The organism is Pseudomonas sp. S8, assembly GCF_050473925.1.
GTDB lineage: Bacteria > Pseudomonadota > Gammaproteobacteria > Pseudomonadales > Pseudomonadaceae > Aquipseudomonas > Aquipseudomonas parakoreensis.
The window spans coordinates 3,651,460-3,676,077 of sequence record NZ_JBFDVZ010000016.1 but is presented as its reverse complement, the minus strand read 5'-3'; the positions used below and the strand labels follow the sequence as shown (position 1 = coordinate 3,676,077).

The 24,618-nt window shown below is 62.0% G+C and carries 24 protein-coding genes; 6 read left to right on the top strand and 18 right to left on the bottom strand.

Annotation, left to right across the window (positions count from 1 at the left end; translation table 11 throughout):
- Positions 1-45 precede the first annotated feature (45 nt).
- Positions 46-936, top strand: a complete 891-nt coding sequence (locus AB1J88_RS17760; RefSeq protein ID WP_430291608.1) for an alpha/beta fold hydrolase — start codon at positions 46-48, stop codon at positions 934-936.
- 108 nt (positions 937-1,044) lie between these two features.
- Here the strand turns inward: AB1J88_RS17760 and AB1J88_RS17755 are convergent, their stop codons facing one another.
- On the bottom strand, positions 1,045-1,932 hold the full coding sequence (locus AB1J88_RS17755) for a DMT family transporter (protein ID WP_027613549.1): 888 nt from the start codon (positions 1,930-1,932) through the stop codon (positions 1,045-1,047).
- A 96-nt stretch (positions 1,933-2,028) separates the two neighbouring features.
- On the opposite strand from AB1J88_RS17755, the gene AB1J88_RS17750 reads away from it, so the two are divergent.
- From AB1J88_RS17750 to AB1J88_RS17740, 3 genes are all read left to right on the top strand, one after another.
- Entirely contained in the window at positions 2,029-2,823 is a 795-nt protein-coding gene (locus AB1J88_RS17750) for an AraC family transcriptional regulator (RefSeq protein ID WP_430291607.1), read from the top strand.
- 63 nt (positions 2,824-2,886) lie between these two features.
- Positions 2,887-3,192 carry a PsiF family protein gene (locus tag AB1J88_RS17745; protein WP_041065573.1) on the top strand — a complete coding sequence of 102 codons (306 nt, stop codon included), beginning with the start codon at positions 2,887-2,889 and terminating at the stop codon, positions 3,190-3,192.
- 169 nt (positions 3,193-3,361) lie between these two features.
- Positions 3,362-4,375: an AI-2E family transporter gene (locus AB1J88_RS17740; RefSeq protein ID WP_198759481.1), complete on the top strand. Its 1,014-nt coding sequence runs from the start codon at positions 3,362-3,364 to the stop codon at positions 4,373-4,375.
- Between the two features lie 132 nt (positions 4,376-4,507).
- Here the strand turns inward: AB1J88_RS17740 and AB1J88_RS17735 are convergent, their stop codons facing one another.
- The gene (locus AB1J88_RS17735) at positions 4,508-5,782 is read right to left on the bottom strand and encodes an Hsp70 family protein (protein WP_430291605.1); all 1,275 of its coding nucleotides are present in this window, start codon (positions 5,780-5,782) and stop codon (positions 4,508-4,510) included.
- 291 nt (positions 5,783-6,073) lie between these two features.
- On the opposite strand from AB1J88_RS17735, the gene AB1J88_RS17730 reads away from it, so the two are divergent.
- Together AB1J88_RS17730 and AB1J88_RS17725 are read left to right on the top strand one after the other, a co-directional pair.
- Positions 6,074-7,024: a DnaJ C-terminal domain-containing protein gene (locus tag AB1J88_RS17730; RefSeq protein ID WP_086794516.1), complete on the top strand. Its 951-nt coding sequence runs from the start codon at positions 6,074-6,076 to the stop codon at positions 7,022-7,024.
- A 23-nt stretch (positions 7,025-7,047) separates the two neighbouring features.
- Entirely contained in the window at positions 7,048-7,353 is a 306-nt protein-coding gene (locus tag AB1J88_RS17725) for a chaperone modulator CbpM (RefSeq protein ID WP_047600625.1), read from the top strand.
- A 138-nt stretch (positions 7,354-7,491) separates the two neighbouring features.
- On the opposite strand, the gene AB1J88_RS17720 is transcribed toward AB1J88_RS17725, so the two are convergent.
- The 16 genes from AB1J88_RS17720 to AB1J88_RS17645 form a co-directional block, all read right to left on the bottom strand.
- A complete protein-coding gene (locus tag AB1J88_RS17720) occupies positions 7,492-8,619 on the bottom strand; it encodes a sensor histidine kinase (RefSeq protein ID WP_222016820.1) in 1,128 nt (375 codons plus the stop codon).
- Between the two features lie 147 nt (positions 8,620-8,766).
- The gene (gene ureC, locus AB1J88_RS17715; RefSeq protein WP_430291604.1) at positions 8,767-10,467 is read right to left on the bottom strand and encodes an urease subunit alpha; all 1,701 of its coding nucleotides are present in this window, start codon (positions 10,465-10,467) and stop codon (positions 8,767-8,769) included.
- 182 nt (positions 10,468-10,649) lie between these two features.
- On the bottom strand, positions 10,650-10,958 hold the full coding sequence (locus AB1J88_RS17710; protein WP_198759478.1) for an urease subunit beta: 309 nt from the start codon (positions 10,956-10,958) through the stop codon (positions 10,650-10,652).
- Entirely contained in the window at positions 10,955-11,491 is a 537-nt protein-coding gene (locus tag AB1J88_RS17705) for a GNAT family N-acetyltransferase (protein WP_108181538.1), read from the bottom strand. Before AB1J88_RS17705 ends, AB1J88_RS17710 begins: the two co-directional genes overlap by 4 nt.
- Before the next feature lie 6 nt (positions 11,492-11,497).
- Positions 11,498-12,031, bottom strand: a complete 534-nt coding sequence (locus AB1J88_RS17700; RefSeq protein ID WP_108181539.1) for a GNAT family N-acetyltransferase — start codon at positions 12,029-12,031, stop codon at positions 11,498-11,500.
- A gap of 9 nt (positions 12,032-12,040) precedes the next feature.
- Positions 12,041-12,343: an urease subunit gamma gene (locus tag AB1J88_RS17695; RefSeq protein ID WP_222016817.1), complete on the bottom strand. Its 303-nt coding sequence runs from the start codon at positions 12,341-12,343 to the stop codon at positions 12,041-12,043.
- Positions 12,344-12,492: 149 nt separating this feature from the next.
- Positions 12,493-13,332, bottom strand: coding sequence for an urease accessory protein UreD (locus AB1J88_RS17690; RefSeq protein WP_430291603.1), 840 nt, complete (start codon positions 13,330-13,332; stop codon positions 12,493-12,495).
- A gap of 30 nt (positions 13,333-13,362) precedes the next feature.
- Positions 13,363-14,061, bottom strand: coding sequence for an urea ABC transporter ATP-binding subunit UrtE (gene urtE, locus AB1J88_RS17685; RefSeq protein WP_239778634.1), 699 nt, complete (start codon positions 14,059-14,061; stop codon positions 13,363-13,365).
- A gap of 119 nt (positions 14,062-14,180) precedes the next feature.
- A complete protein-coding gene (gene urtD, locus AB1J88_RS17680) occupies positions 14,181-15,050 on the bottom strand; it encodes an urea ABC transporter ATP-binding protein UrtD (RefSeq protein WP_086794501.1) in 870 nt (289 codons plus the stop codon).
- Positions 15,047-16,126 carry an urea ABC transporter permease subunit UrtC gene (gene urtC, locus AB1J88_RS17675; protein ID WP_041068203.1) on the bottom strand — a complete coding sequence of 360 codons (1,080 nt, stop codon included), beginning with the start codon at positions 16,124-16,126 and terminating at the stop codon, positions 15,047-15,049. Before urtC ends, urtD begins: the two co-directional genes overlap by 4 nt.
- Positions 16,126-17,628 (bottom strand): urea ABC transporter permease subunit UrtB, encoded by a 1,503-nt coding sequence (gene urtB, locus AB1J88_RS17670; RefSeq protein WP_430291601.1) that lies wholly within the window; start codon positions 17,626-17,628, stop codon positions 16,126-16,128. The genes urtC and urtB overlap by 1 nt, the downstream gene beginning before the upstream one ends.
- 238 nt (positions 17,629-17,866) lie before the next feature.
- The gene (gene urtA / locus AB1J88_RS17665) at positions 17,867-19,132 is read right to left on the bottom strand and encodes an urea ABC transporter substrate-binding protein (protein WP_430291600.1); all 1,266 of its coding nucleotides are present in this window, start codon (positions 19,130-19,132) and stop codon (positions 17,867-17,869) included.
- A gap of 312 nt (positions 19,133-19,444) precedes the next feature.
- Complete coding sequence (locus AB1J88_RS17660; protein WP_041068196.1) at positions 19,445-20,455, bottom strand: FecCD family ABC transporter permease; 1,011 nt, start codon at positions 20,453-20,455, stop codon at positions 19,445-19,447.
- Positions 20,452-21,399, bottom strand: coding sequence for an ABC transporter substrate-binding protein (locus AB1J88_RS17655; RefSeq protein ID WP_041068194.1), 948 nt, complete (start codon positions 21,397-21,399; stop codon positions 20,452-20,454). Before AB1J88_RS17655 ends, AB1J88_RS17660 begins: the two co-directional genes overlap by 4 nt.
- Complete coding sequence (locus AB1J88_RS17650; protein WP_222016806.1) at positions 21,396-22,184, bottom strand: ABC transporter ATP-binding protein; 789 nt, start codon at positions 22,182-22,184, stop codon at positions 21,396-21,398. The genes AB1J88_RS17655 and AB1J88_RS17650 overlap by 4 nt, the downstream gene beginning before the upstream one ends.
- A gap of 172 nt (positions 22,185-22,356) precedes the next feature.
- Positions 22,357-24,480: a TonB-dependent receptor gene (locus AB1J88_RS17645; RefSeq protein WP_430291599.1), complete on the bottom strand. Its 2,124-nt coding sequence runs from the start codon at positions 24,478-24,480 to the stop codon at positions 22,357-22,359.
- Positions 24,481-24,618 lie beyond the last annotated feature (138 nt).

Genomic DNA, 24,618 nt, shown 5'->3' with positions numbered 1-24,618 from the left:
TTTGCACGTCCGGCATCCACTCAGCGACCACAAGGATGTTTGCCCATGTCACAAGGTACGGCGACACGTTATCCACTGGTGCTGGTGCCGGGCATGCTCGGGTTTATCCGGCTGCTGCTGTATCCGTACTGGTACGGGATCATCAAGGCGTTGCGCCGTGGCGGGGCCACAGTGATTGCGGTACAGGTGTCGCCGCTACACTCCACCGAGGTGCGCGGTGAGCAATTGCTGGCGCGGATCGACGAGATTCTGCGCGAGACCGGCGCGGCCAGGGTCAATCTGTTCGGTCACAGCCAGGGTTCGTTGACCGCCCGTTATGCCGCCGCGAAACGGCCGGATCTGGTCGCTTCGGTCACGTCGGTGGCCGGGCCCAATCACGGTTCGGAACTGGCCGACTATCTGCAGCAACACTACCCGGCGAACACCGCCAAGGGCCGTCTGCTCGAAGCGCTGCTGCGTTTGATCGGCTGGCTGATGGCGCGGCTGGAAACCGGTTATCACGGGCCGAAACTGCCGGTGGATATCCACGCATCGCATCAGTCGCTGACCCGCGAGGGCGTGGCGCTGTTCAATCAGCGTTATCCACAGGGCCTGCCCGAAACCTGGGGCGGGCACGGGCCGGAAGAGGTCAACGGCGTGCGTTATTACTCGTGGTCAGGCACATTGCAGCCGGGCAAGACTGACCGCGGTGGCAACCTGTTCGACGGCACCAACCGCAGCTGCCGATTGTTCGCGAAAACCTTCGTGCGTGAGCCGGGGCAGTGTGACGGGATGGTCGGGCGCTACAGCTCGCACCTGGGCACGGTGATTGGCGACGACTATCCGCTGGATCACTTCGATATCGTCAACCAGTCGCTGGGGCTGGTGGGCAAGGGCGCGGATCCGGTGCGGTTGTTTGTCGAGCATGCGGCGCGGCTCAAGGCTGCCGGCTTGTAAAAGCCAAGACAAGATCAAAAGATCGCAGCCTGCGGCAGCTCCTACAAGGTTTCAGCGTTCATCCACGCGATCACCTGTAGGAGCTGCCGCAGGCTGCGATCTTTTCCATCAGGCAACGCTGAGTTTGCGGCCTAGAACGGTGGTCCAGCGCTCCGACAGAATCACCCCACCCAACGTCAACACCCCACCCACCAGGTGATACATCGCCAGCTCTTCCTTCAACACCACCGCCGCAATCAGCGCGGTAATCAGCGGCAGCAGGTTAAAGAACAACGTGGTCCGGCTCGGCCCCAGACGCTGCACCGCCTGCATCCACGCCAGCGGCGCGAGCATCGAGGCCAGCAGGCACGCATACAGCACCAGCGGAATGTTCTGCGCGGTGAAGCCGGTTTTCGGCGAGGCGGCGTACAGCGGAAACAGCACCACAATCGCCACCAGAACCTGCAGGTACAGCAACACCAGCGGCGGCAGGCGCAGCTGCCATTTTTTTAGCAGGGTGCTGTAGATCGCGTAGGCCAGGGTGGCGATCAGCATCATCGCGTCACCCAGGTTCACTCCATGTTGCAGCAGCGCGCCGAGGCTGCCGGACGACACCACCACCAGCACGCCGGCGAACGACAGCACCGCGCCGAACAATGCGCCGGCAGTCAGGCGTTGGCCGAGGCTGATGATCGCCATGGCCAGCGACATCAGCGGCATCAGCGACAGGATGATGCCCATGTTGGTCGCCGTGGTCAGGGTCGCGGCGAAGTAGGCCAGGCTTTGATAGACCGCCATCCCGAGCACGCCGAGGATGAAGATCTTGCCCAGATTCGGGCGGATCTGCGGCCAGTGGGCGATCACCGCTTTGAGCATGAACGGGGTGAACAGCAGGCCGGCGAGCAGCCAGCGGTAGAAACCGATCTCGGCGGGGAAGATCGCCCCGACCGCCAGTTTGTTGATCACGGTATTGCCGGCCCAGATGAAAATCGCCAGCAGGGGAAACGCGTATTGCATGGGTTAAAACCAGAACGTTGATGAACCGTGATTATCCCCTGTCTGGATGCAGCCCTATACTGCGAACCGGACAACCTGCCTCTGCAACCGGACAGCATGAACAGTAAACACATCGATCTGCTGGATTTCAGCGAATTGCCGTCGGCGGTGTACTTCCGCTACGCCGACTTCAACGCCCATGAATACGCCGCGCCGCACCGCCATCCGTGGGGCACGCTGGAGTACGCGGCCCACGGTGTGCTGCACATGGACGTCGACGGCAGCCGCTTCATGTCGCCGCCGCAGTACGCGGTGTGGGTGCCGCCGCAGATCGAGCACAGTTTCTACAGCCATCAACCGGTCAACTACCGCGCGGTATGCCTCGACCCGAAGGTCTGCGCCAATTTGCCGGAGCGCGCCTGCACGCTGGCGATCAGCGACATCCTCAAGGCGATTCTCAAGGACTTCGCCGCCCGCGACGTGAAGATCCCCGAACTCGACGCCGACCAGCGTCTGGCCCAGGTGCTGGTCGATCAACTGCAACAGGCGCCGGTACATGAATGTTATCTGCCGTACGCGAGCCATCCCGGGTTGCTGGCGATTCTCGATGCATTGCAGGCCGATCCCGGCAATAACCAGCCGCTGGCGCACTGGGCGGCGCAGGTACACGTCAGCGAGCGCACGTTGGCCCGGCAGTTCGTGCGCGAGTTGGGCATGAGTTTCGGCGAATGGCGTCAGCGCCTGCGTTACCTGGCTGCCATCGAGGCACTGGAAAGCACGAAGAGCGTGCAGGAGATCGCCTTCGATCTGGGTTACAGCAGTGGCTCGGCCTTCATCGCCATGTTTGCCCGGCAGGCCGGCTGTACGCCGGAACAGTATCGGCGTAGCCACCTGGAAGGCAGGAAGGTGTAACAAGATTTGGCTACACTTCAGCGGAGGCCGCATCCATCGATGCGGCGACAAGGAGAAAACTCCATGAAGATGTTGCGTGTGCCTTTGTTGATGATCGGTCTGCTCCTGTGTTCCCAGGGTTTCGCCGCCACGGCGCAACAGAACAAAATGACCACCTGCAATGCCGACGCTACCGCCAAGAACCTCAAGGGCGATGAGCGCAAGACTTTCATGAGCACTTGCCTCAAGGCTGCACCGGCCGCCAACGACGCCAAAGTGCTGACCCCGCAGCAGGAAAAAATGAAGACCTGCAACGCCGACGCGAAAACCAAGGCCCTGACCGGTGATGCGCGCAAGACCTTCATGAGTGATTGCCTGAAGAAAAAATAAGATCAAAAGATCGCAGCCTGCGGCAGCTCCTACATGAGATCGCGATCCTGTAGGAGCTGCCGCAGGCTGCGATCTTTTCGGCGCGACCAGGATGCGGGGCATCTACTCGCTTCGGCGCCGGATCGCTGGCAGACTGCCAATCCTTTTACGCCGTTCGTTTTGAGGCTGTATGCCAACGTTTTCTGAGCGTCATGTTGTGTTTTGGGTCAGTTGCATCATCATCTGCGGCGGTTTGCTGCTGGCATTGCCGCTGCGCTTGTTGCCCAGCCTGCTGGCCGGTTTGCTGGTGTTCGAGCTGGTCAACATGCTCACCCCGCAACTGCAACGATTGATCGAAGGCCGGCGCGCGCGCTGGCTGGCGGTGGCGCTGCTGGGCACCCTGGTGGTCAGCGTGCTGGCGCTGATCTTTGCCGGTGCTATCAGTTTCCTGCTGCACGAAGCGGAAAACCCGGGCGCCTCGCTCGACAAATTCATGGGCGTGGTTGATCGCGCGCGCGGGCAACTGCCGCCGTTTCTCGATGCCTATCTGCCGGCCAGTGCTGCGGAGTTCCGCGTGGCGATTGGTGAGTGGGCGAGCAAACACCTGGCTGACCTGCAACTGGTGGGCAAGGACGCGGCGCACATGTTTGTCACTCTGTTGATCGGCATGGTCCTCGGCGCAATCATTGCCCTGCAGCGGATACCGGATGTGACCAAGCGCAAGCCGCTGGCCGCCGCCCTGTTTGATCGCCTGCACCTGCTGGTGCAAGCCTTCCGCAACATTGTCTTCGCGCAGATCAAGATTTCCCTGCTGAACACCTTCTTCACCGCGATCTTCCTCGCGGTGATCCTGCCGCTGTTTGGCATCAAGCTGCCACTGACCAAGACCCTGATCGTCCTGACCTTCCTGCTCGGCCTGCTGCCGGTGATCGGCAACCTGATGTCGAACACGCTGATCACCATCGTCGGCCTGTCGCTGTCGATCTGGGTGGCGGTGGCGGCGCTGGGTTACCTGATTTTTATCCACAAGCTCGAATACTTCCTCAACGCGCGCATTGTCGGCGGGCAGATCAGTGCCAAGTCGTGGGAGTTGCTGCTGGCGATGCTGGTGTTCGAAGCCGCGTTCGGCCTGCCGGGGGTGGTGGCGGGGCCGATTTATTACGCGTATCTGAAGAGTGAGTTGAAGCTGGGCGGGATGGTTTGATTTGATAACTGTGTTGCCTTAGCTGACGCCATCGCTGGCAAGCCAGCTCCCACAGGATTGATAGCGCTTTCGAAAGCGGCGCAGAACCTGTGGGAGCTGGCTTGCCAGCGATGGGCGCAACGCGGTCTTGGATCAGCTCATGGCGCCGTAACGCTTCATCGCCTCGATCGCCAGACCGCTGCCAATGCTGCCAAAGATGTTCCCTTCCACATGTCGCGCGTTCGGCAGCATTGCCGAGACGCTGTTGCGCAGCGCCGGAATGCCGCTGGAGCCGCCGGTGAAGAACACCGTATCGACCTGACCCACCGACACGTTGGCATCGTTCAACAGCTGCGTAACGCTGCCGCGTACGCGCTCAAGCAGCGCGTCGATCGACGATTCGAACAGAGCGCGGCTCAGTTCCACGCTCAGGCCCGGTTCAATGCGGTCCAGCGGCACGTGGCGGCTGTCGGTGTGGGTCAGCTGAATCTTGGTTTCTTCCACTTCCATCGCCAGCCAGTGCCCGGCGCGCTGTTCGATCAGCTTGAACAGGCGATCAATGCCGCCAGTGTCCTCGATGTCGTAGCGCATGCTGCCCAGCGCCAGGGTGGATTTCTGCGAGTACACCGAGTTGATGGTGTGCCAGGTCGCCAGGTTCATGTGGTGACTGGTCGGCATGTAGGCGCCGCTCTTCATCCGGCTGCCGTAGCCGAACAACGGCATCAGGCCTTGCAGGCTCAGCTGTTTGTCGAAGTCGGTCCCGCCGATGTGCACGCCGCCGGTGGCGAGGATGTCATCGTGACGGTTGTCCATGCCGCGACGCTCGGGCGACAGGCGCACCAGCGAGAAGTCCGAGGTACCCCCGCCGATGTCGACGATCAGCACCAGCTCTTCTTTTTCGATGGTCGACTCGTAGTCGAAGGCGGCGGCAATCGGTTCGTACTGGAACGACACGTCCTTGAAGCCGAGCTTGCGCGCCACTTCGACCAGGGTGTCTTCGGCTTCCTGGTCAGCCAGCGGGTCGTCATCGACGAAAAACACCGGACGCCCCAGCACCACTTGTTCGAACTCGCGACCGGCGGCCGTTTCGGCGCGGCTCTTGAGCTGGCCGATGAACAGCCCCAGCAGATCCTTGAACGGCATCGCCGTGCCGAGCACGCTGGTGTCGTGCTTGATCAGCTTGGAACCCAGCAGGCTCTTGAGCGAGCGCATCAGCCGGCCTTCGTAGCCTTCCAGGTACTCGTGCAGCGCCAGGCGACCGTACACCGGACGGCGCTCTTCGATGTTGAAGAACACCACCGACGGCAGGGTGATCTTGTCGTCTTCCAGCGCGATCATCGTTTCCATGCCGGGGCGCAGCCAGCCGACGGTGGAGTTGGAGGTGCCGAAGTCGATACCGCAGGCACGGGCTGGAGAGGCGTTGTTCATGTCTTTCGGGTTCCGGTCAAAAAACGGCCGCGCAGTGTATGTCAGTGCGCGGCAGATTCGAAGGCCGGTCATCTGCTATTTCACGACTAAGCTTCTTGAAAGTCGCAGCTTCGCCCCAAACTTGCTGGCATGGGCCGGCAGACATACCGGCGGTCGCAAGAACCGTCGTCCACTGCCGATAAACTTCTGCTGCGCCACCCGGTCACAAAGTTGAGATCGGTCAACCCGGCACGCGCGAATGAGCGCATGCTGGCCTCGGCGCGAAATCGATAACGGATGGTGATTCCTTCGATGGACTTCAAAGACTATTACAAGATACTCGGCGTGGAGCCGACAGCGGACGACAAGGCGATCAAGGCTGCCTATCGCAAGCTGGCGCGCAAATACCACCCCGATGTCAGCAAGGAAAAAGACGCCGAGGCCAAGTTCAAGGACGCCTCGGAAGCCTATGAAGCGCTGAAGAGCGCCGACAAGCGCGCCGAGTACGACGACCTGCGCCGTTATGGCCAGCATGGTCAGCCGTTCCAGGGCCCGCCGGGCTGGCAGAGCCGTGGTGGCTTTGGCGGCGGTGGTGGCGACACCGGCGACTTCTCGGACTTCTTCAGTTCGATCTTCGGCAATCGCGGCGCCGGTTTCGGTGGCGGCGAAGGTCGGCAGCAACGCAGTGCAGGACGGCGGGGACAAGACGTGGAAATGGAACTGCCGATCTTCCTTGAGGAGACGCTGTCGAACGAGTCGAAGAAGGTCAGCTTTCAGGTCCCGCAGTACAACGCCAACGGTCAGCACGTCAGCAACACCAGCAAAAGCCTGAACGTGAAGATCCCGGCGGGCGTGACCGACGGCGAGCGCATCCGCCTCAAGGGGCAGGGCGCGCCGGGCATCGGTGGCGGCGCCAATGGCGATCTGTACCTGACCATTCGCTTTGCGCCGCACCCGAAATTCGATGTCGAAGGCGACAACCTGATCATCACCTTGCCATTGGCACCGTGGGAGCTGGCGCTGGGCACCGAGGTGGCCGTGCCGACCCTGACCGGCAAGATCAACCTCAAGGTTCCGGCCGGCAGCCAGAACGGCCAGCGCATGCGCGCCAAGGGCCATGGTCTGAAAAACAAGGCCGGTGAGCGCGGTTACCTGTTCGTGCAGCTCAAGGCCGTGATGCCGAAAACCTCGGACGACGAGGTCAAGGCGCTGTGGCAGGAACTGGCGAAGAAAGCCGCGTTCAACCCACGCGAGAACTTCTGAACCCGACGACGGAGTAGCCCATCATGAGCAGCCCCCTGATCGTTCAACTGGACATGGCAGAATTCTGTGAGGCGGCCGATCTGTCGGACGTCTACGTGATCGAAATCGTCGAACACGGCATCCTCGAACCTCAGGGCGCGCAGCCCCGGGAATGGCGGTTCACCGACTACGAGCTGAGCCTGGCCAAACGCGCCGCGAAGTTGCGGCGCGAGCTGGAGCTGGAGTGGGATGGGGTCGCGCTGGCACTGAATCTGCTGGAGGAAGTGCACGAGTTGCGGGCGGAGAACCGGATGCTCAGGCAGCGCTTGGGGCGGCTGGTGGTCGAATAGGTTTTCCGTGGTATTGGCCGGCCTCATCGCTGGCAAGCCAGCTCCCACAAGGAACTATGTCGTACACAAAGTTTGTATTCGACGCCGAACCTGTGGGAGCTGGCTTGCCAGCGATGAATTTACCGCAGATTTTCTTGCTTAAACCTTTCTCGGCAACACCACACTGAACAGCGTCCCGTCAGCCTCGCTCGAGCTGACGTCGATTGTCCCGCCATGGGCGCTCACCACTTCCTTGACGATGAACAAGCCCAACCCGAGGCTGGTCGACGGCTGCCCGAGTTCTTCGTCGGCGCTGCGCACCAGCGGGTCGAAAATCGTGCCGATCGCCTCTTCGGAAATCGGTGTGCCGTAGTTGTGCACCGTCAGGCACACGTTGTCGCCCTCGCCACGCAGATCAAGGGTCACGTCGCGCTGGCTGGTGCCGTGCTGCAAGGCGTTGCCGATCAGGTTTTGCAGGAGCTGGTCGATTCGCCCGGCGTCCCACATCCCACGGGTGTCGCCGTGCACCGTGAGCTTCGGATCGGATAGCGGATTACCGGCGCAGGCTTCGGCAATCGCCGCCCGCGCCGCAACGGCCAGGTCCATCGCTGCCGGCTCGATCGGCAGGCTACGGCCGAGGCGACTGCGCACCAGCTCCAGCAGGTCGCTGACCATCGTCGCCATGTGCCGCGCGCCACGCTTGATGTGCTGGGCGCAGGCCAGGGCATCGCCTTCAAGGCTGGATTTGCGCAGCAGCAGTTCGGTGGACATGCTCACCGCCTGCAGCGGCGCGCGCAGGTCATGGCCGAGGATGGCGAGGAAAATGTCCCGCGAGCGATTGACCTGCTCGGCGTAGGCCGCGGTGGATTCGGCCAGTGCCTCGTCGATGGCTTCGTTGAAACGGATCATGTCCTGAAAATAGGTCATGTCCGGCGATTCAAGGCTGTTGACCCACAGGCGGATCACACAGGCGCGCAAATGGCGGAATTCGCTGGTCATCTGCACCAGATCGAAACCGACGGTGTGGCGCAGTTCGCCATGGCTGGCGCCGGCCTCGTCCAGGCTCGGGGTCTTTTCCGGGCCCTCGCCCTTGGCTTTGGCAGCCTGTTCGGCGGGGCTCTGTGGCTTGCTCATGTCACGGGCGGCGGCCCGCAGAATCTCGCTGGCGTGATCGCGCAGCGCAGTGGAATCCAGATGGTCGGCCGCCGGCGTAATGGTCGCGGCGAACTGTTCCCATTCATCGACGATAGGCTCGATGTTGGCCAAGATGAACTCGGAAAGACGCATGGGCAGTTCCTGAAAATAGGCGGAGCGAATCGAATATTAGCCCCTTTGGCGGGAAATACACGACCGTTTGCACATCGGTTTTCCTGCCCCATGAAAAAGGCCCCCGGCCCGTGCGCAAGATGCGGGTCGGGGGCCTTTTGCCGTGTGTCAGAACAGGAAGTAACGCTGAGCCATCGGCAAGGTTTCCGCCGGTTCACACCACAGCAGCACACCGTCGGCCTTGACCTGATAGGTCTGCGGATCGACGTCGATGTTCGGCAGGTAATCGTTATGGATCAGGTCGGTTTTCTGCACATCGCGGCAGCCTTTGACCACGCCGATTTTCTTCTTCAGTCCCAGTGCCTCGGGCAACCCTGCCTCCTGTGCGGCCTGGCTGATGAAGGTCAGGCTGGTGGCGTGCAGCGAGCCGCCGTAGCTGGCGAACATCGGGCGGTAGTGCACCGGTTGCGGGGTTGGGATCGATGCGTTGGCGTCGCCCATCAGGCTGGCAGCGATGGCACCGCCCTTGAGGATCAGCGTCGGTTTTACGCCGAAGAACGCCGGGCGCCAGAGCACCAGATCGGCCCATTTGCCGACCTCCACCGAGCCCACCTCATGGCTGATACCGTGGGTGATCGCCGGGTTGATCGTGTATTTGGCGATGTAGCGCTTGGCGCGGAAGTTGTCGTTGCCATCGCCGTCCTGGGGCAGCGGGCCGCGCTGCTTTTTCATCTTGTCGGCGGTCTGCCAGGTGCGCGTGATGACTTCGCCGACACGGCCCATGGCCTGGCTGTCGGAGCTGATCATCGAGAACGCACCGAGGTCGTGGAGGATGTCTTCGGCGGCAATCGTCTCGCGGCGGATACGGCTTTCGGCGAACGCCACGTCTTCGGCAATGCTCGGGTCGAGGTGGTGGCAGACCATCAGCATGTCGAGGTGTTCGTCGATGGTGTTGCGGGTGAACGGCCGGGTCGGGTTGGTCGAGCTCGGTAGCACGTTAGGGAAACCGCAGGCCTTGATGATGTCCGGCGCGTGGCCGCCACCGGCACCTTCGGTGTGATAGGTGTGGATGGTGCGGCCCTTGAACGCGCCCAAGGTGGTTTCGACGAAGCCGGACTCGTTGAGGGTGTCGGTGTGGATCGCCACTTGTACGTCGTACTGGTCGGCGACGCTCAAGCAATTGTCGATGCTCGCCGGGGTGGTGCCCCAGTCTTCGTGCAGTTTGAGGCCGATGGCCCCGGCCTTGACCTGCTCGATCAACGGCTCCGGCAGGCTGGCGTTGCCCTTGCCGGTGAGGCCGATGTTCATCGGGAACGCGTCGGCGGCCTGGAGCATCCGCGCCAGGTGCCACGGGCCGGAGGTGCAGGTGGTGGCGTTGGTACCGGTCGCCGGCCCCGTGCCGCCGCCGATCATGGTGGTGACGCCGCTCATCAGCGCTTCTTCGATCTGCTGCGGGCAAATGAAATGGATGTGCGTGTCGATGCCGCCGGCGGTGAGGATCATGCCTTCACCGGCGATCACTTCGGTGCTGGCGCCGATGGCGATGGTCACGTTCGGTTGTACGTCCGGGTTACCGGCCTTGCCGATAGCAGCGATGCGCCCGTCCTTGAGGCCGACGTCGGCTTTGACGATGCCCCAGTGGTCGATGATCAACGCATTGGTGATCAGCGTGTCGACCACTTCGGCAGCGAGCAACTGGCTCTGGCCCTGACCGTCACGGATGACTTTGCCGCCGCCGAACTTCACTTCTTCGCCGTAGGTGGTGAAGTCTTTTTCGACTTCGATCCACAACTCGGTGTCCGCCAGGCGCACCTTGTCGCCGACGGTGGGACCGAACATGTCGGCGTAGGCTTGTCTTGAAATTTTCATCCGAATTCCTTGCACAAATTTATTGTGGCGAGGGGATTCATCCCCGATCGGGTGCGAAGCACCCGCCATTCAGCAAAAGTGATTTTCGTGGTGGGGCCGGTGGTGGTTGGCGACCGCTGCGCGGTCGATCGGGGATGAATCCCCTCACCACAGATAAACCCCTCACCACAGGTGAATCTGCTTCAGTCGAGATCACCCATGACCCGCCCGGCAAAGCCGAACACCCGCCGATGCCCGGTGTACTCCACCAGCTCGACCTCGCGGCTTTGCCCCGGCTCGAAGCGCACGGCGGTGCCGGCGGGGATGTTCAGGCGCATGCCACGGCTGGCGGCGCGGTCGAAGGTCAGCGCGTCATTGGTTTCGAAAAAGTGATAGTGCGAACCGACCTGAATCGGCCGGTCACCGCTGTTGGCGACTTTCAGGCTGAGGGTGCGGCGGCCGACATTCAGTTCGATGTCGCCGGGCTGGATCTGGTACTGGCCGGGAATCATGGCCGGGCTCCTTGCAGAATCTTGTAGTAGAGGGCAGTCGGGCGATAGGTACCGTGCGGGTCGCAGGCGTAATCGGGAATTTCACCGGCACGGGTGTAACCCAGGGCCTTGTAGAACTCTTCGGCGGGCGAGCCGGCCTCGGTGTCGAGGTAGAGCATGCCGCGCTTGTGTTTGGCCGCTTCGAGCTCCAGCGCATTCATCAACTGCTGGCCGAGACCGCGTCGCCGTGCCTGTTCGCGCACCAGCAGCTTCTGCACTTCCGCGCGATTGAGGCCGTTGGCCTTCTGGCACAGGCCCAACTGCACGCTGGCCTGCACCTCTTCATCCTTGACCACCACCCAGAGCAACACGCTGCCCTTGTTCACGTGTTGCTGCACTTCATCGAAGTAGGCGCGAGCCTGCGCGGCATCAAGGTCGGCCATGAAGCCGACGCTGGCGCCATAACCCACGGCGTCGAGCAGCAGATCAATCAGGCCCTGACGATAGTGCGCAAAACTTTCCGCATTGACGCGTCGCAGTTGGGCGGGGTTCATCGCGTGTCACTCCTTGTTGGCGAGCGGCGGCTGCGCGCCAGGGTTGAGGATCAGTTGCATGAAGGTCAGGTCGAGCCAGCGGCCGAACTTGGTGCCGACTTGCGGCATCTGTCCGGTGATGCTGAAACCGGCGCGTTCATGCAGACGAATGGAAGCGGCATTGCCACTTTCGATGGCGGCGACCATCACATGCTTGTCGCAGGCTTTGGCCCGCTCGATCAGCACGCTCATCAATTGCGGGCCAAGGCCATTGCCGCGCTGGTCGCTGCGCACGTAGACCGAGTGCTCGACGGTGTGACGGAAACCGTCGAACGGCCGCCAGTCGCCAAAGGAAGCGTAGCCGAGCACCACGTTGTCGGCGTCGACGATCACCAGAATCGGGTAGGCCTGGGCCTGACGGGCGCTGAACCACGCCTGGCGGTTGCCGAGGTCGACCGCCGACTCGTTCCAGATCGCCGTGGTGTTGAGCACCGCGTCGTTGTAGATGTCACGGATCGCCGGCAGGTCGGCGTGCAGGGCATCGCGAATGGTGTAGGTCATGGCGAGTCCTCAAACGATCGGTTGGTGGACGGTGACCAGTTTGGTGCCGTCGGGGAACGTCGCTTCGACCTGGATCTCCGGGATCATTTCCGGAATACCTTCCATCACTTGCTCGCGGCCCAACAGGGTGGTGCCGTAGTGCATCAGCTCGGCCACGGTCTGGCCGTCACGGGCGCCTTCGAGCAGCGCGGCGGAGATGTAGGCCATGGCTTCCGGGTAGTTGAGCTTCAAACCACGGGCCAGTCGGCGCTCGGCGACGAGGCCGGCGGTGAAGATCAGCAACTTGTCTTTTTCGCGTGGGGTCAGGTCCATTTGTTTTTCAAATCTCGGCAGAAGAAAGTTAAGTCGTACGCTCTGTAGGAGCTGCCGAAGGCTGCGATCTTTTGATCTTGATTTTTTACAGCAAGATCAAAAGATCGCAGCCTTCGGCAGCTCCTACAGAGGAATACGGGGAGTGCATTTCAGGTGTTCCAGATTCGCGGTGGCTGGGCCTCGCGACCGAGCAGGGCCGGGCGCAGCAGGCGCCACAGGTCGATCAGCCAGGCGCGGGCCAGCAGTGCCTCGCTCGCCAGGCAACGGGCAACCAACAGCCCCGGCAACTGGGTCAGATCGCCGCGCACGGCATGCCCCAGCGAACGACAGCGCTCCAGCAGCTCGGCGTCGATTTCACCGGTGACCAACAGCGTGGCGAACACCGGACGGCCATCCAGACCGATGGGCGAATCCAGCAAACCGTCACCGCCAGTAATCCTCTGACGCTCGTGCCAGAGCAATCGCCCGTCGCGGCGGATATCCAGATGCGCTTGAAAGTGTCCGAGGTCGAAGCGCTCGCCACTCGCCGGTCGGCCCAGCGCCACCACGTCCCAGTAGAACAGCCGCGCATCGCCCTCCAGTTCAATCGAGGTGGTGAGTTCAGCCTGAGCGGCGCTGTAGACGATGGTTTCCTGCGGCAGCCACTCCAGCGTCGCGCCGGCGGCGACTTGCAGATCGAGCTGTTGATACGCCGGCCCTGCCGCGCGATACCACTTGGCGGCGCCGGGGCTGGTGATCTGCGCCCAGGCGTCTGCTTCGACGCGGGCGCTGATGTTCAGCCGGTCACCGCCGGCGATCCCGCCGGGCGGGTGGACGATGATGTGCTGGCAGACCTCAGGGCCTTCGGCATACAGGTGCTTTTGCACGCGCAGCGGGCCGAGATGCCGGCGCTGAACCGGGCGTGTGCAGTCGCCGAAGCGGGCGTAGGCCAGTTCCAGCTCGGCGTGCCAGCTCGGGGTAAACAGGGCAGTGGAAAGCGGTAAGTTCATGGTTTGTGATTATCGTTAGGAAGCTACAGATTAAATTGTTACCAGACCTCGTACACCCTCGGCCTCCATATTTTCGCCGCGACCCTGTTGCACGATCTCGCCCCGGGACATCACCAGGTACTGATCGGCCAGCTCCGCAGCGAAATCGTAGAACTGCTCCACCAGCAAAATGGCCATGTCGCCTCGGGCCGCGAGCTTTTTGATCACCGCGCCGATCTCCTTGATCACCGAGGGCTGGATGCCTTCGGTGGGTTCGTCGAGGATCAGCAAACGCGGACGACTGGCCAGGGCGCGACCGATAGCGAGCTGCTGTTGCTGGCCGCCGGACAGGTCGCCGCCTCGGCGCTGCTTCATTTGTAGCAGCACCGGGAACAATTCGTAGATGAAACTTGGGACTTCTTTCGCTTCGCTGCCGGGAAACCGTGAGAGGCCCATCAGCAGATTCTCCTCCACGGTGAGCCGGCCGAAGATTTCCCGGCCCTGTGGCACATAGGCGATCCCGGCGTGCACGCGCTGGTGCGGCTTGAGCGTGGTGATCGGTTTGCCCTCCCAATTCACCACGCCTTCCTTGGCCGGCAACAGGCCCATCAGGCATTTGAGCAGGGTGGTCTTGCCCACGCCGTTGCGCCCGAGCAGGCAGGTGACTTCGCCGACGTTCACGTCAAAGCTCAGGCCGCGCAGGATATGGCTACCGCCGTAGTACTGGTGCAGTTTGTCGACTTGCAGCATTCTCAAAGTCTCCTCAAATCCCTGTGTGGGAGCTGCCGAAGGCTGCGATCTTTTGATCTTGTTTTTAAGATCAAGATCAAAAGATCGCAGCCTTCGGCAGCTCCTACAGGGGACAATCTTTAGCGGCCGAGATAGACCTCGATCACCCGCTCGTTTTCCTGCACCTGTTCCAGCGACCCTTCCGCCAGCACGCTGCCCTGATGCAGCACCGTCACATGGTCGGCAATCGAGCCGACGAAGCCCATGTCGTGCTCTACCACCATCAGCGAATGCTTGCCGGCCAGCGACTTGAACAGCTCGGCGGTGAATTCGGTTTCGGCATCGGTCATGCCCGCCACCGGTTCGTCGAGCAGCAGCAGTTGCGGGTCTTGCATCAGCAGCATGCCGATCTCCAGAAACTGCTTCTGCCCGTGTGACAGCAGGCCCGCCGGGCGATTGACCGAGGTAGTCAGGCGGATGGTCTCCAGCACTTCGCTGATGCGATCGCGCTGCTCACCGCTCAAGCGTGCGCGCAAACTGGCCCAGACCGACTTGTCGGTTTTCTGCGCCAGTTCAAGGTTTTCGAACACGCTGAGGGCTTCGAACACCGTCGGTTTCTGAAACTTGCGGCCAATCCCGGCCTGGGCGATCTGCACTTCGCTCATCTGCGTCAGATCCAGAGTTTCGCCGAACCAGGCCTTGCCGTGGCTGGGGCGGGTCTTGCCGGTGATTACGTCCATCAGCGTGGTCTTGCCCGCGCCGTTTGGGCCGATGATGCAGCGCAACTCGCCGACGCCGATGTACAGGTTCAGATTGTTCAGGGCGCGAAAACCGTCGAAGCTGACGCTGATGTCTTCCAGGGTCAGGATCGTGCCGTGACGGGTGTCGAGGCCCGGGCCGACGCGTTGGCCGAGGCCGATCGAGTCACGGCTGGTGCCTTCGTCCTTGTTCGGTTCTACGGGGAAAAACGCCGGTTCGAGCATGAATTCAGCACTCGCTGTGACTCTCATTGTTCACCTCGTTTCTTCAGCAGGCCGATCACGCCTTTGGGCAAATACAACGTCACGACGATGAACAGCGCGCCGAGGAAGAACAGCCAGTATTCGGGGAACGCCACGGTGAACCAGCTCTTCATGCCGTTGACCACACCGGCGCCGAGCAGCGGCCCGATCAAGGTTCCGCGTCCGCCAAGGGCGACCCACACTGCCGCTTCGATCGAATTGGTCGGCGACATTTCGCTGGGGTTGATGATCCCCACTTGCGGTACGTACAACGCCCCGGCCAGACCGCACAGCACCGCGCTCAAGACCCAGACAAACAGCTTGAAACCGCGCGGGTCGTAGCCGCAGAACATCAGGCGGTTTTCCGCATCGCGCAGCGCGGTCAGCACCCGACCGAACTTGCTCTGCGCCAGACGCCAGCCGATGAACAGACTCGCCACCAGCAACAGCACGGTGGCCAGAAACAGCACCGCGCGGGTGCCCGGTTCAGTGATGCCGAAGCCGAGAATCGTGCGGAAGTTGGTGAAACCATTGTTACCACCGAAGCCGGTCTCGTTGCGGAAAAACAGGAGCATGCCGGCGAACGTCAGGGCCTGGGTCATGATCGAGAAATACACGCCCTTGATCCGCGAGCGGAAGGCAAAGAAACCGAACACCAGCGCCAGCAGACCTGGCGCCAGCACCACCAGACACATCGACCAGATAAAACTGCTGGTGCCGCTCCAGTACCACGGCAATTCGGTCCACGACAGAAAGGTCATGAACGCCGGCAAGCCGTCACCGGCGGCCTGGCGCATCAGGTACATGCCCATCGCATAACCGCCGAGGGCGAAGAACAGCCCGTGGCCCAGCGACAGCAGCCCGGCGTAACCCCAGACCAGATCCAGTGCCAGAGCGACGATGGCGTAGCAGAGGATTTTGCCGACCAGCGTCAGCGTATACGCCGACACATGCAGCGCGCTGTCCGCCGGCAACAGCGAGAGCAACGGCAGGGCGATCAACAGCGCGAGGATCACCGCGCCGATGGCGAGGGTGAGTTTCGGGCCGGCCTTTTGCGTGGCCGTGACAAGTAGAGGCTGGTTCATCAGTCGATCACCCGTCCTTTCAGTGCGAAGAGGCCTTGCGGACGTTTCTGGATGAACAGAATGATCAGCGCGAGGATCAGGATCTTGCCGAGCACCGCACCGATCTGCGGTTCGAGAATCTTGTTGGCGATGCCCAGGCCGAACGCCGCCAGTACGCTGCCGGCGAGTTGGCCGACGCCACCGAGCACCACCACCAGGAACGAGTCGATGATGTAGCTCTGGCCGAGGTCCGGGCCGACGTTGCCGATCTGGCTCAGCGCCACGCCACCGAGGCCGGCGATGCCCGAGCCGAGGCCAAAGGCGAGCATGTCGACGCGCCCGGTGGGCACGCCGCAGCAGGCGGCCATGTTGCGGTTCTGCGTGACCGCGCGGACATTGAGGCCGAGGCGGGTCTTGTTCAGCAGCAGCCAGGTCAGCGCCACCACGAACAAGGCGAAGGCGATGATCACGATGCGGTTGTACGGCAGGACAAGATTCGGCAGCACCTGAATGCCGCCGGACAGCCACGCCGGATTCGCCACCTCAACGTTCTGTGCACCGAACAGCAGGCGCACCAACTGGATCAGCATCAGGCTGATGCCCCAAGTGGCGAGCAGGGTTTCCAGCGGTCGGCCATAGAGGTGTCGAATCACCGTGCGCTCCAGCGCCATGCCGATTGCTGCGGTGACGAAGAACGCCACCGGCAACGCAATCAGCGGATAGAACTCGATCGCCTGTGGCGCGTAGCGCTGGAACAGCAACTGCACCACGTAGGTCGAGTAGGCGCCGAGCATCAGCATCTCGCCGTGGGCCATGTTGATCACCCCGAGCAGGCCGAAGGTGATCGCGAGGCCGAGGGCCGCGAGCAGCAGAATCGAGCCGAGGGACATGCCGCTGAACGCCTGACCCAATACTTCACCGATCAGCAGTTTGCGCTTGACCTGCGCCAGGCTGGTTTCGGCGGCGGTACGCACACCGGCATCGCTTTCGACGCCAGGTTCGAGCAGTCCTTCGAGGCGGGTGCGGGCCAGCGGATCGCCGGTTTCGCCGAGCAGGCGTACGGCGGCCAGACGCACCGCCGGGTCGCTGTCCACCAGTTGCAGGTTGGCCAGCGCCAGGCTCAGGGCGGCGTGGACGCTTTCATCTTTTTCGCCAGCCAGTTGCTGGTCGAGGAATTTCAGCTGCGCGGGTTTCGCGCTTTTCTGCAATTGCTGCGCGGCAGTCAGACGGGTTTTGGCGTCGGCGGCGAGCAATTGGTGGCTGGCCAGAGCGGTGTCGATCAGACCCCGCAGGCGGTTATTCAGGCGCAGGGTTTTGGGCTGGCCGTCGATGATCAATTCGCCTTGTTGCAGGGCGTTGATCAGCTCGACACGCGCCGGCTCGGGCTGCGCGGCCCAGGCTTCCAGCAGTTTGGCCTGTTGCACCGGGTTGGCGGCGACGAAGTCTTCGGCGTCGCTGGCGTGGCCGGCCATCGGCACCAACAGTGCGAGGGCGAGGATGAAGCGGTAAAGGGTAGTCGGCATAAAGAGTCGCCTTGCGCGGACTAATTGTGGGCACAGTCTTTGTGGCGAGGGGATTCATCCCCGATGGGTTGCGAAGCAGCCCCAAATCCAGCGGTCGCGGTGTATCAGATTGATCGCGTCGACTGATTTCGCGACTGCTTCGCAGCCGGTCGGGGATGAATCCCCTCACCACAAAATATTGTTCCCACAGAGGGATTGTGTCGGGCCGAAAATGCTCATCAGCCCGACACCCAATGGCTCAGTTGCTCTTCACCGCATAGTCCGGTTTCTTGTCGTTGCCATCGATAAACGGACTCCACGGCTGCGCACGGATCGGGCCTTCGGTCTGCCACACGACGTTGAACTGACCATCGTTCTGGATCTCGCCGATCATCACTGGTTTGTGCAGGTGGTGATTGGTCTTGTCCATGGTCAAGGTGTAACCCGAGGGTGCGGAGAAGGTCTGGCCGGCCAGCGCTTCGCGGACTTTGTCGACGTCGGTGGACTTGGCTTTCTCCGCCGCCTGCGCCCACATGTGGATGCCGACGTAGGTGGCTTCCATCGGGTCGTTGGTCACCGCTTTGTCGGCGCCCGGCAGGTTGTGTTTCTTCGCGTAAGCCTTCCAGTCAGCGACGAACTTTTTGTTCACCGGGTTCTCCACGGACTCGAAGTAGTTCCACGCCGCGAGGTTGCCCACCAGCGGTTTGGTGTCGATGCCGCGCAGTTCTTCTTCACCCACGGAGAACGCCACCACCGGTACGTCGGTCGCCTTCAGCCCCTGGTTGGCCAGCTCTTTATAGAACGGCACGTTGGAGTCGCCGTTGACCGTGGAGATCACAGCGGTCTTGCCGCCGGCGGAGAATTTCTTGATGTTGGCGACGATGGTTTGATAGTCGCTGTGACCGAACGGGGTGTAGACCTCTTCGATGTCCTTGTCGGCCACGCCTTTGGAATGCAGGAACGAGCGCAGGATCTTGTTGGTGGTGCGCGGGTAGACGTAGTCGGTGCCGAGCAGGAAGAAGCGCTTGGCGCTGCCACCTTCTTCGCTCATCAGGTATTCAACGGCCGGGATGGCTTGCTGGTTCGGCGCGGCGCCGGTGTAAAACACGTTCGGCGACATCTCTTCACCTTCGTATTGCACCGGGTAGAACAGCAGGCCGTTGAGTTCTTCGAACACCGGCAGCACCGATTTGCGCGACACCGAGGTCCAGCAGCCGAACACCACCGCGACCTTGTCCTGAGTCAGCAACTGCCGGCCTTTCTCGGCGAACAGCGGCCAGTTCGATGCCGGGTCGACCACCACCGGTTCGAGCATCTTGCCGTTCACCCCGCCCTTGGCGTTGATCTCGTCGATGGTCATCAGCGCCATGTCCTTGAGCGACGTTTCGGAAATCGCCATGGTCCCGGACAACGAATGCAGAATCCCCACCTTGATGGTCTCGGCGGCCTGGACAGTCCAGGTCATGCCCATCGCGGCAATGGATGCCGTGAGTGTGAAAGCCTTGATCAAACTGCGACGCTTCATTGTGCGATCTCCATGAACGTTAAAGTTTTTTATGGTTGGCAGATGCGGACGACTGAAGGGTGTTTTGCAAGGGCTGTGCCCGGTCGGGATCGGGCAGGAAAATGTCGGTTTAGAGCGGTCGCGCGTGGGTGGGGTGCACCATGAAGGGACGCGGAGAGAGCGTTGGTGCAGGCGGCCGCGCCAGATTGGGGCGCCCACAATTCCTGTAGGAGCTGCCGCAGGCTGCGATCTTTTGACCTTGATTTCTAATGATCAAAAGCAAGATCAAGAGATCGCAGCCTGCGGCAGCTCCTACAGGGGGATTGTGTTGTGTCAGCGGCGGCGCATCAGGCCGATGAAGAACAGGCCGCCGATGGCCGCGGTGGCAACGCCGATGGGCAGGTCTTCCGGCGCGATCAGGGTTCGCGCGGCCACATCGACCCACACCAGAAACAGGCTGCCGAGCAGTACGCAGGCCGGCAGCAGACGGCGATGTTCGGCACCCACCAGACGGCGGGCAATGTGCGGCACCATCAGTCCGACAAAGCCGATCGAGCCACTGATCGACACCAGCACTCCGGTCATCAACGAGGCGATCACAAACACCCGCAAACGCACCGCCCGGGCATTCAGGCCGAGGGTCACGGCGGTCTGCTCGCCAGCCATCAGTGCGTTCAACGGGCGGGCCATGCCCAGCAGCAGACCGAGGCCGAGCAGCACGCTCAGCGCGGGTATCGCCAGCAGCTCCCAACGCGCCAGGCCAAGGCCGCCGAGCATCCAGAACATCACCGCCGAGCTGGCGCGATGGTCGCCCATGAACAACAGCAGGTTGGCGATCGCCATCATCACGAACGACACCGCCACGCCGCACAGCAGCAAGCGGTCGCTGTCGAGTCGACCCTGCCGATTGGCGATGCCCAATACCAGAAACATGCTCAGCAATGCACCCATGAAGGCGGCAATCGGCAAGGTCAGCAGGCCAACGATTTCACCAATGTGCAGCACCACGATCACTGCGCCGAGGGTCGCGCCAGAGGTGACGCCGAGCAGGTGCGGATCGGCCAGTGGATTACGCGTCACCGCCTGCAGCACCGCGCCGATCAACGCGAGCCCGGCACCGACCAACGCCCCGAGCAGCATGCGCGGCACGCGGATCAGCCAGACGATGTGCTCCTGCCCGGCGCTCCAGCTCACCTCGCCGAAACCGAAGGTCTTGTGCAGCAGAATCCGCCAAACCACCTCCACCGGCACCCGCGCCGGACCAAAACCGAGCGAGACCACGCACGACACCAGCAACAGGGCACCGAGGGCGGTGAGCAACAGGGCGTAGCGCCGGTCGATCATTCGCCGTGGAATCCTTTGGCCAGGGTTTCCACCGCCAGCACGTTATCGATGCCCGGTGTGGCCTGCACGTAAGGGATGACGATGAAACGCTGGTTCTTGATCGCGTCCACCGATTGCAGCGCCGGGTTCTTCAGCAGAAATTCGATCTTCTGCTCGGCAGTGATTTCGCTGTAGTCGACGATCACGATCACCTGCGGATTGCGTTCGACCACGGTCTCCCAGTTGACCCGGGTCCAGCTCGCGTCGACGTCATCGAGAATATTGCGCCCACCCGCCGCGTCGATCAGCGCCTGCGGCATGCCGAGTCGGCCGGAGGTCATGGCGCGGTCTTCGCCACTGTCGTAGAGGAACACACGCGGCTTATCGGCGGGCAGGTCTTTACGGATCTCGGCGACCTGATTCTGCATGTCGGCGATCAGTGCGTTGGCGCGATCCTGTACGTCGAAAATCTTCCCGAGGTTGCGCAGGTCGTTGTAGGTGTCGTCCAGCGTGGCCGCCGGACGCTTCATCACGAAGGCGCAGGACTCGGTCAGCTCATACACGTTGATGCCCAGCGGTTGCAGGGTCTGCGGGGTGAGATCACCGCCGACGCGCATGCCGTAATCCCAGCCGGCGAAAAAGAAATCGACGTTGGCGTTGAGCAGGGTTTCCACCGACGGATATTTCGCGGCCAGCTCCGGCAAGCCGTCGAGCAGCGACTGCATCTGGGGCGTCACCGACTTCCAGCCACTGACGCCGCTGTAACCGGCCATGCGCGGTTTGAGGCCGAGGGCGAGCATCATCTGAGTCATGTTGATGTCGTGGCTGACCGCGTGCTTCGGCGCCTCGTTGAAGGTCACTTCGCGGTTGCAGCTATGGACGGTCAGCGGGTATTTGGTGGCTTCGGCCAAGGCTTGGGCACTGCACAACAGAAGAGCGACGCAAAGCAGGGAACGCACAGTCATGGTCGGGTTATCCAGGTGATTCGCGGGTAGCCGTGGAGGGGGTGGGAGTCGATCAACGCCTCGACGCCGAATACGTCGCGCAGCAGCTCGGTGGTCAGTACTTCTGGCGGCGTGCCGCTGGCGACGATCCGGCCGTGGTTGATCACGTACAGTCGGTCACAGAACGCGGCGGCCAGGTTCAGGTCGTGGATGCTGGCGAGGGTGCCGATCTGCAGACGTTTGACCAGTTGCAGCAGTTCGAGCTGATAACGCGGGTCGAGGTGGTTGGTCGGCTCGTCGAGGATCAACAGTTGCGGTTGCTGGGTCAGGGCGCGGGCAAGGATCACCCGCTGCTTCTCACCGCCGGACAGGGTGGCGAACGCGTGGTCTTCGAAGCCGTCGAGGCCGACGGACTTGAGCGCTAACGTGGCAAGGTTGCGATCTTCCAGCGTGTCGCCATCGAACAGGCCTTTGTGCGGCGTGCGGCCCATGGCGACCACTTCTTCGACGGTCAGGCCAAAGGCATCGGGGAATTCCTGCAGAACCACGGCGATGCGTTTCGCGCACCAGCGCGAGGATTGCTTCCATACGTTGTGATGATCGAGTCTGACCTCACCGCTTTCCGGCTGACTGAAGCGATAAGCGCAGCGCAGCAGGCTGGTCTTGCCGCTGCCGTTGGGGCCGATCAGCCCGACAAACTCACCGGCGGCCACCTGCAACGAGGCATCACGCAGCTGGAACTGGTGATGGCAGTGGCCGTGGCCCAGGGGTGTCCAGGCAAGGTTGGCGAGATTTAGCGAGGTCATCAAATTCCTGAATTCATTACATCATTTGTGGTGAGGGGATTTATCCCCGATGGACCGCGCAGCGGTCCCAAAACCTGTAATCACGATTTGTCAGAAGACTGTATTCATCGGATTGCGACGGCTTCGCCGCCGATCGGGGATAAATCCCCTCACCACAGGAATGTTTGAGCTTTTAAAAGGTGTAATCCGCCGTGACGAAGAACGCTCTCGGCTCGCCGAGGATCCATTGCTGGCCGTCATTGTATTGGCTTTGTGCGTACCGGCGGTCAAACAGATTGTTCAGCTGCAGGCCCAGCGTGGTGTTGCGCAAGGCTTGCCACGACAGCGTCGCATCGACCACGGTGTAACTCGGCAGCTCGTTGCGGTTGGCCATGTCGGCGTAGCGCGCGTCGACATAACGCACGCCGGCGCCAGCCTTCAGATCATCACTGAGGTTTTTGTTCAGCCAGAGATTGGCGGTTCGACGTGGTACATCCACCGGGCGATTGCCGTTGTACGACAGCGTCTGTCCGTTGACCACTTCGGAGAAGTCATCGTACTTGGCTTTGACGATGGCGGCGTTGGCCTGCAGTTGCCAAGCGTGCGGCAGTTGCAGGTCGAGGCTGGCTTCAAGACCGTTGGACGATTGCTGGCCGACTTGCTGCTTGAGCGTCGGGTTGCCCGGATCGTCGGTCAGCAGTTTCTTTTTGACGATGCGATAGGCCGCCAGGGTGAACTCGCCGCGTTGATCCCAGAACAACTGCTTCAGGCCGATTTCTGTCTGGCGCGCGGTCGACAGGTCGTATTGCTGCTGGCTCGGACTGAGGGATGTCAGGCCGCCGATGCCGTCGGTGCTGGTCGCGACCTGACCGTAGAACGAGGTCTCGGGCGTCAGGGCAAACACCAGTCCGGCCTTCCAGTTGTTGCCGGTCAGGGTCTTGTCGCTCTGGCTGTCGTCGATCAGATTGTTGCGATCCACATGCACATAGTCGCGGCGCACGCCGGTCACCAGCGACCAGCGCTCACTCAGTTGCGTGCGGTTTTCAGCGAACACTGACATCTGTTTGGTGGTGCTGTCGAACTGGTCGCGGTACGGGTTGGCGCTTTCGAAATAGCCCGGTTGCGGGTGATACAGATCCAGCGCCTGACCGTTCGGCAGCACATCGTTGAACGGCGAGTTGCTGTTGAGCTGAAAACGGATGCGGTTGTAATCGACGCCGGTCACGGTCTGGCTGTCGAGGCCGAACAGCGAGTGTTTGAAAGTGAAGGTCTGGCGGTCACCGACCTGTTCCTGTTGGTGGCCGATGCCGAAGTAGCCGCTGCGGCTGAGCTGTTGCGTGGCGGTGTCGAAGTTGTAGTTCTCGGCGTTCTGCCAGCGGCGCCGGGCCTTGAGGTAGTACAGCTCGTTGCTGGCACTGACCGCGTCGTTGATCTGCCAATCGGTGGTCAGGCGCGTCCACTGATCGTTGTAGTGCTGCTGGTCGTCGCGCACGTTGTAGTTCTTGTAGCGCAGGCTGTCTTTCAATTGGCCGTTGATCAACGGCGTGCCGAAGTCGTTCTGTGGGCGCTGGTCGCCGTAGTCGTGGGCGAGGGTGAAGGCCAGGTCGTCGGTGGCCTGCCAGCACAGCGCGGCACTGATGAAGTCGCCGGAGGAATCACCGCGATCGACCCAGCCGTTGCTGCGCAGACGATTGAGATTGAGGCGATAGCTCAGGGTGTCGCTCAGCGAGCCGCCGCTGTCGAACGCCTGCTGCTGACGGTCGTAGGAGCCGTAGCCGAGGCGCAAGTGGTTTTCGATGTCGCCCTCGAACGGTTTCTTCGCAATCACGTTGATCACCGCACCGGTCGCGCCTTCGCCGTACAGCACCGAGGCCGGGCCGCGTAGCACGTCGACGCGCTGCACCGACCAGGTGTCGACCGGAAAGGTCACGGTGCCCATGCCGGTGTACATGCGGTTGCCGTCATACAACTGCATCACTGAACTCTGCCCGGTAAAACCGCGCGCCTGCAACGAAGTGCCGCCATCGCCCGGAGTGCCGGTGCGGCTGATGCCGGTGCTGCGCGACACGGCGTCCTGCACGCTGCGATCGCCACGGGCGCGCACCTGCTCGCCGCTGAGGCTTTCGACGCTGGCCGGGGTTTCCATGGCCGTCAGGTTCAGGCGCGAACCAGCGGTGGTCGGCGTGGTCAGGCTGACATTTTCTTCGTCAAGCGCAGGCGCGGTGATGGTGCCCGCGGGCAGCGTCAACGGCTGGCTGTCGGCGTTGGCGTTGTTCAGGGCGAACAGGCAGAGGCTGGACAAGAGGTACTTGTTCATCGGGGCGGTGAATCACTTCTTCAAAAGAAAACCCGCCACTTTGGGTGGCGGGCAGAACGGCACATTTGCGTTATACAGTAACACTAAAATCTGCCGGAGTTTAAACCCCGGCAGTTTAAAGATCTGTCTGAAACGCGC

Coding starts and splice junctions, on each gene's coding strand:
- ureC (WP_430291604.1), bottom strand. CDS start 10,467: ATGAAAATTTCAAGACAAGCCTACGCCGACATGTTCGGTCCCACCGTC.
- AB1J88_RS17655 (WP_041068194.1), bottom strand. CDS start 21,399: ATGACTGTGCGTTCCCTGCTTTGCGTCGCTCTTCTGTTGTGCAGTGCC.
- urtE (WP_239778634.1), bottom strand. CDS start 14,061: ATGCTGCAAGTCGACAAACTGCACCAGTACTACGGCGGTAGCCATATC.
- AB1J88_RS17750 (WP_430291607.1), top strand. CDS start 2,029: ATGAACAGTAAACACATCGATCTGCTGGATTTCAGCGAATTGCCGTCG.
- AB1J88_RS17700 (WP_108181539.1), bottom strand. CDS start 12,031: ATGACCTACACCATTCGCGATGCCCTGCACGCCGACCTGCCGGCGATC.
- AB1J88_RS17735 (WP_430291605.1), bottom strand. CDS start 5,782: ATGAACAACGCCTCTCCAGCCCGTGCCTGCGGTATCGACTTCGGCACC.
- AB1J88_RS17660 (WP_041068196.1), bottom strand. CDS start 20,455: ATGATCGACCGGCGCTACGCCCTGTTGCTCACCGCCCTCGGTGCCCTG.
- AB1J88_RS17745 (WP_041065573.1), top strand. CDS start 2,887: ATGAAGATGTTGCGTGTGCCTTTGTTGATGATCGGTCTGCTCCTGTGT.
- AB1J88_RS17645 (WP_430291599.1), bottom strand. CDS start 24,480: ATGAACAAGTACCTCTTGTCCAGCCTCTGCCTGTTCGCCCTGAACAAC.
- urtD (WP_086794501.1), bottom strand. CDS start 15,050: ATGAGAGTCACAGCGAGTGCTGAATTCATGCTCGAACCGGCGTTTTTC.
- AB1J88_RS17695 (WP_222016817.1), bottom strand. CDS start 12,343: ATGGACCTGACCCCACGCGAAAAAGACAAGTTGCTGATCTTCACCGCC.
- AB1J88_RS17705 (WP_108181538.1), bottom strand. CDS start 11,491: ATGAACCCCGCCCAACTGCGACGCGTCAATGCGGAAAGTTTTGCGCAC.
- AB1J88_RS17720 (WP_222016820.1), bottom strand. CDS start 8,619: ATGCGTCTTTCCGAGTTCATCTTGGCCAACATCGAGCCTATCGTCGAT.
- AB1J88_RS17725 (WP_047600625.1), top strand. CDS start 7,048: ATGAGCAGCCCCCTGATCGTTCAACTGGACATGGCAGAATTCTGTGAG.
- AB1J88_RS17755 (WP_027613549.1), bottom strand. CDS start 1,932: ATGCAATACGCGTTTCCCCTGCTGGCGATTTTCATCTGGGCCGGCAAT.
- urtC (WP_041068203.1), bottom strand. CDS start 16,126: ATGAACCAGCCTCTACTTGTCACGGCCACGCAAAAGGCCGGCCCGAAA.
- AB1J88_RS17730 (WP_086794516.1), top strand. CDS start 6,074: ATGGACTTCAAAGACTATTACAAGATACTCGGCGTGGAGCCGACAGCG.
- urtA (WP_430291600.1), bottom strand. CDS start 19,132: ATGAAGCGTCGCAGTTTGATCAAGGCTTTCACACTCACGGCATCCATT.
- AB1J88_RS17650 (WP_222016806.1), bottom strand. CDS start 22,184: ATGACCTCGCTAAATCTCGCCAACCTTGCCTGGACACCCCTGGGCCAC.
- AB1J88_RS17760 (WP_430291608.1), top strand. CDS start 46: ATGTCACAAGGTACGGCGACACGTTATCCACTGGTGCTGGTGCCGGGC.
- urtB (WP_430291601.1), bottom strand. CDS start 17,628: ATGCCGACTACCCTTTACCGCTTCATCCTCGCCCTCGCACTGTTGGTG.
- AB1J88_RS17740 (WP_198759481.1), top strand. CDS start 3,362: ATGCCAACGTTTTCTGAGCGTCATGTTGTGTTTTGGGTCAGTTGCATC.
- AB1J88_RS17690 (WP_430291603.1), bottom strand. CDS start 13,332: ATGAACTTACCGCTTTCCACTGCCCTGTTTACCCCGAGCTGGCACGCC.
- AB1J88_RS17710 (WP_198759478.1), bottom strand. CDS start 10,958: ATGATTCCCGGCCAGTACCAGATCCAGCCCGGCGACATCGAACTGAAT.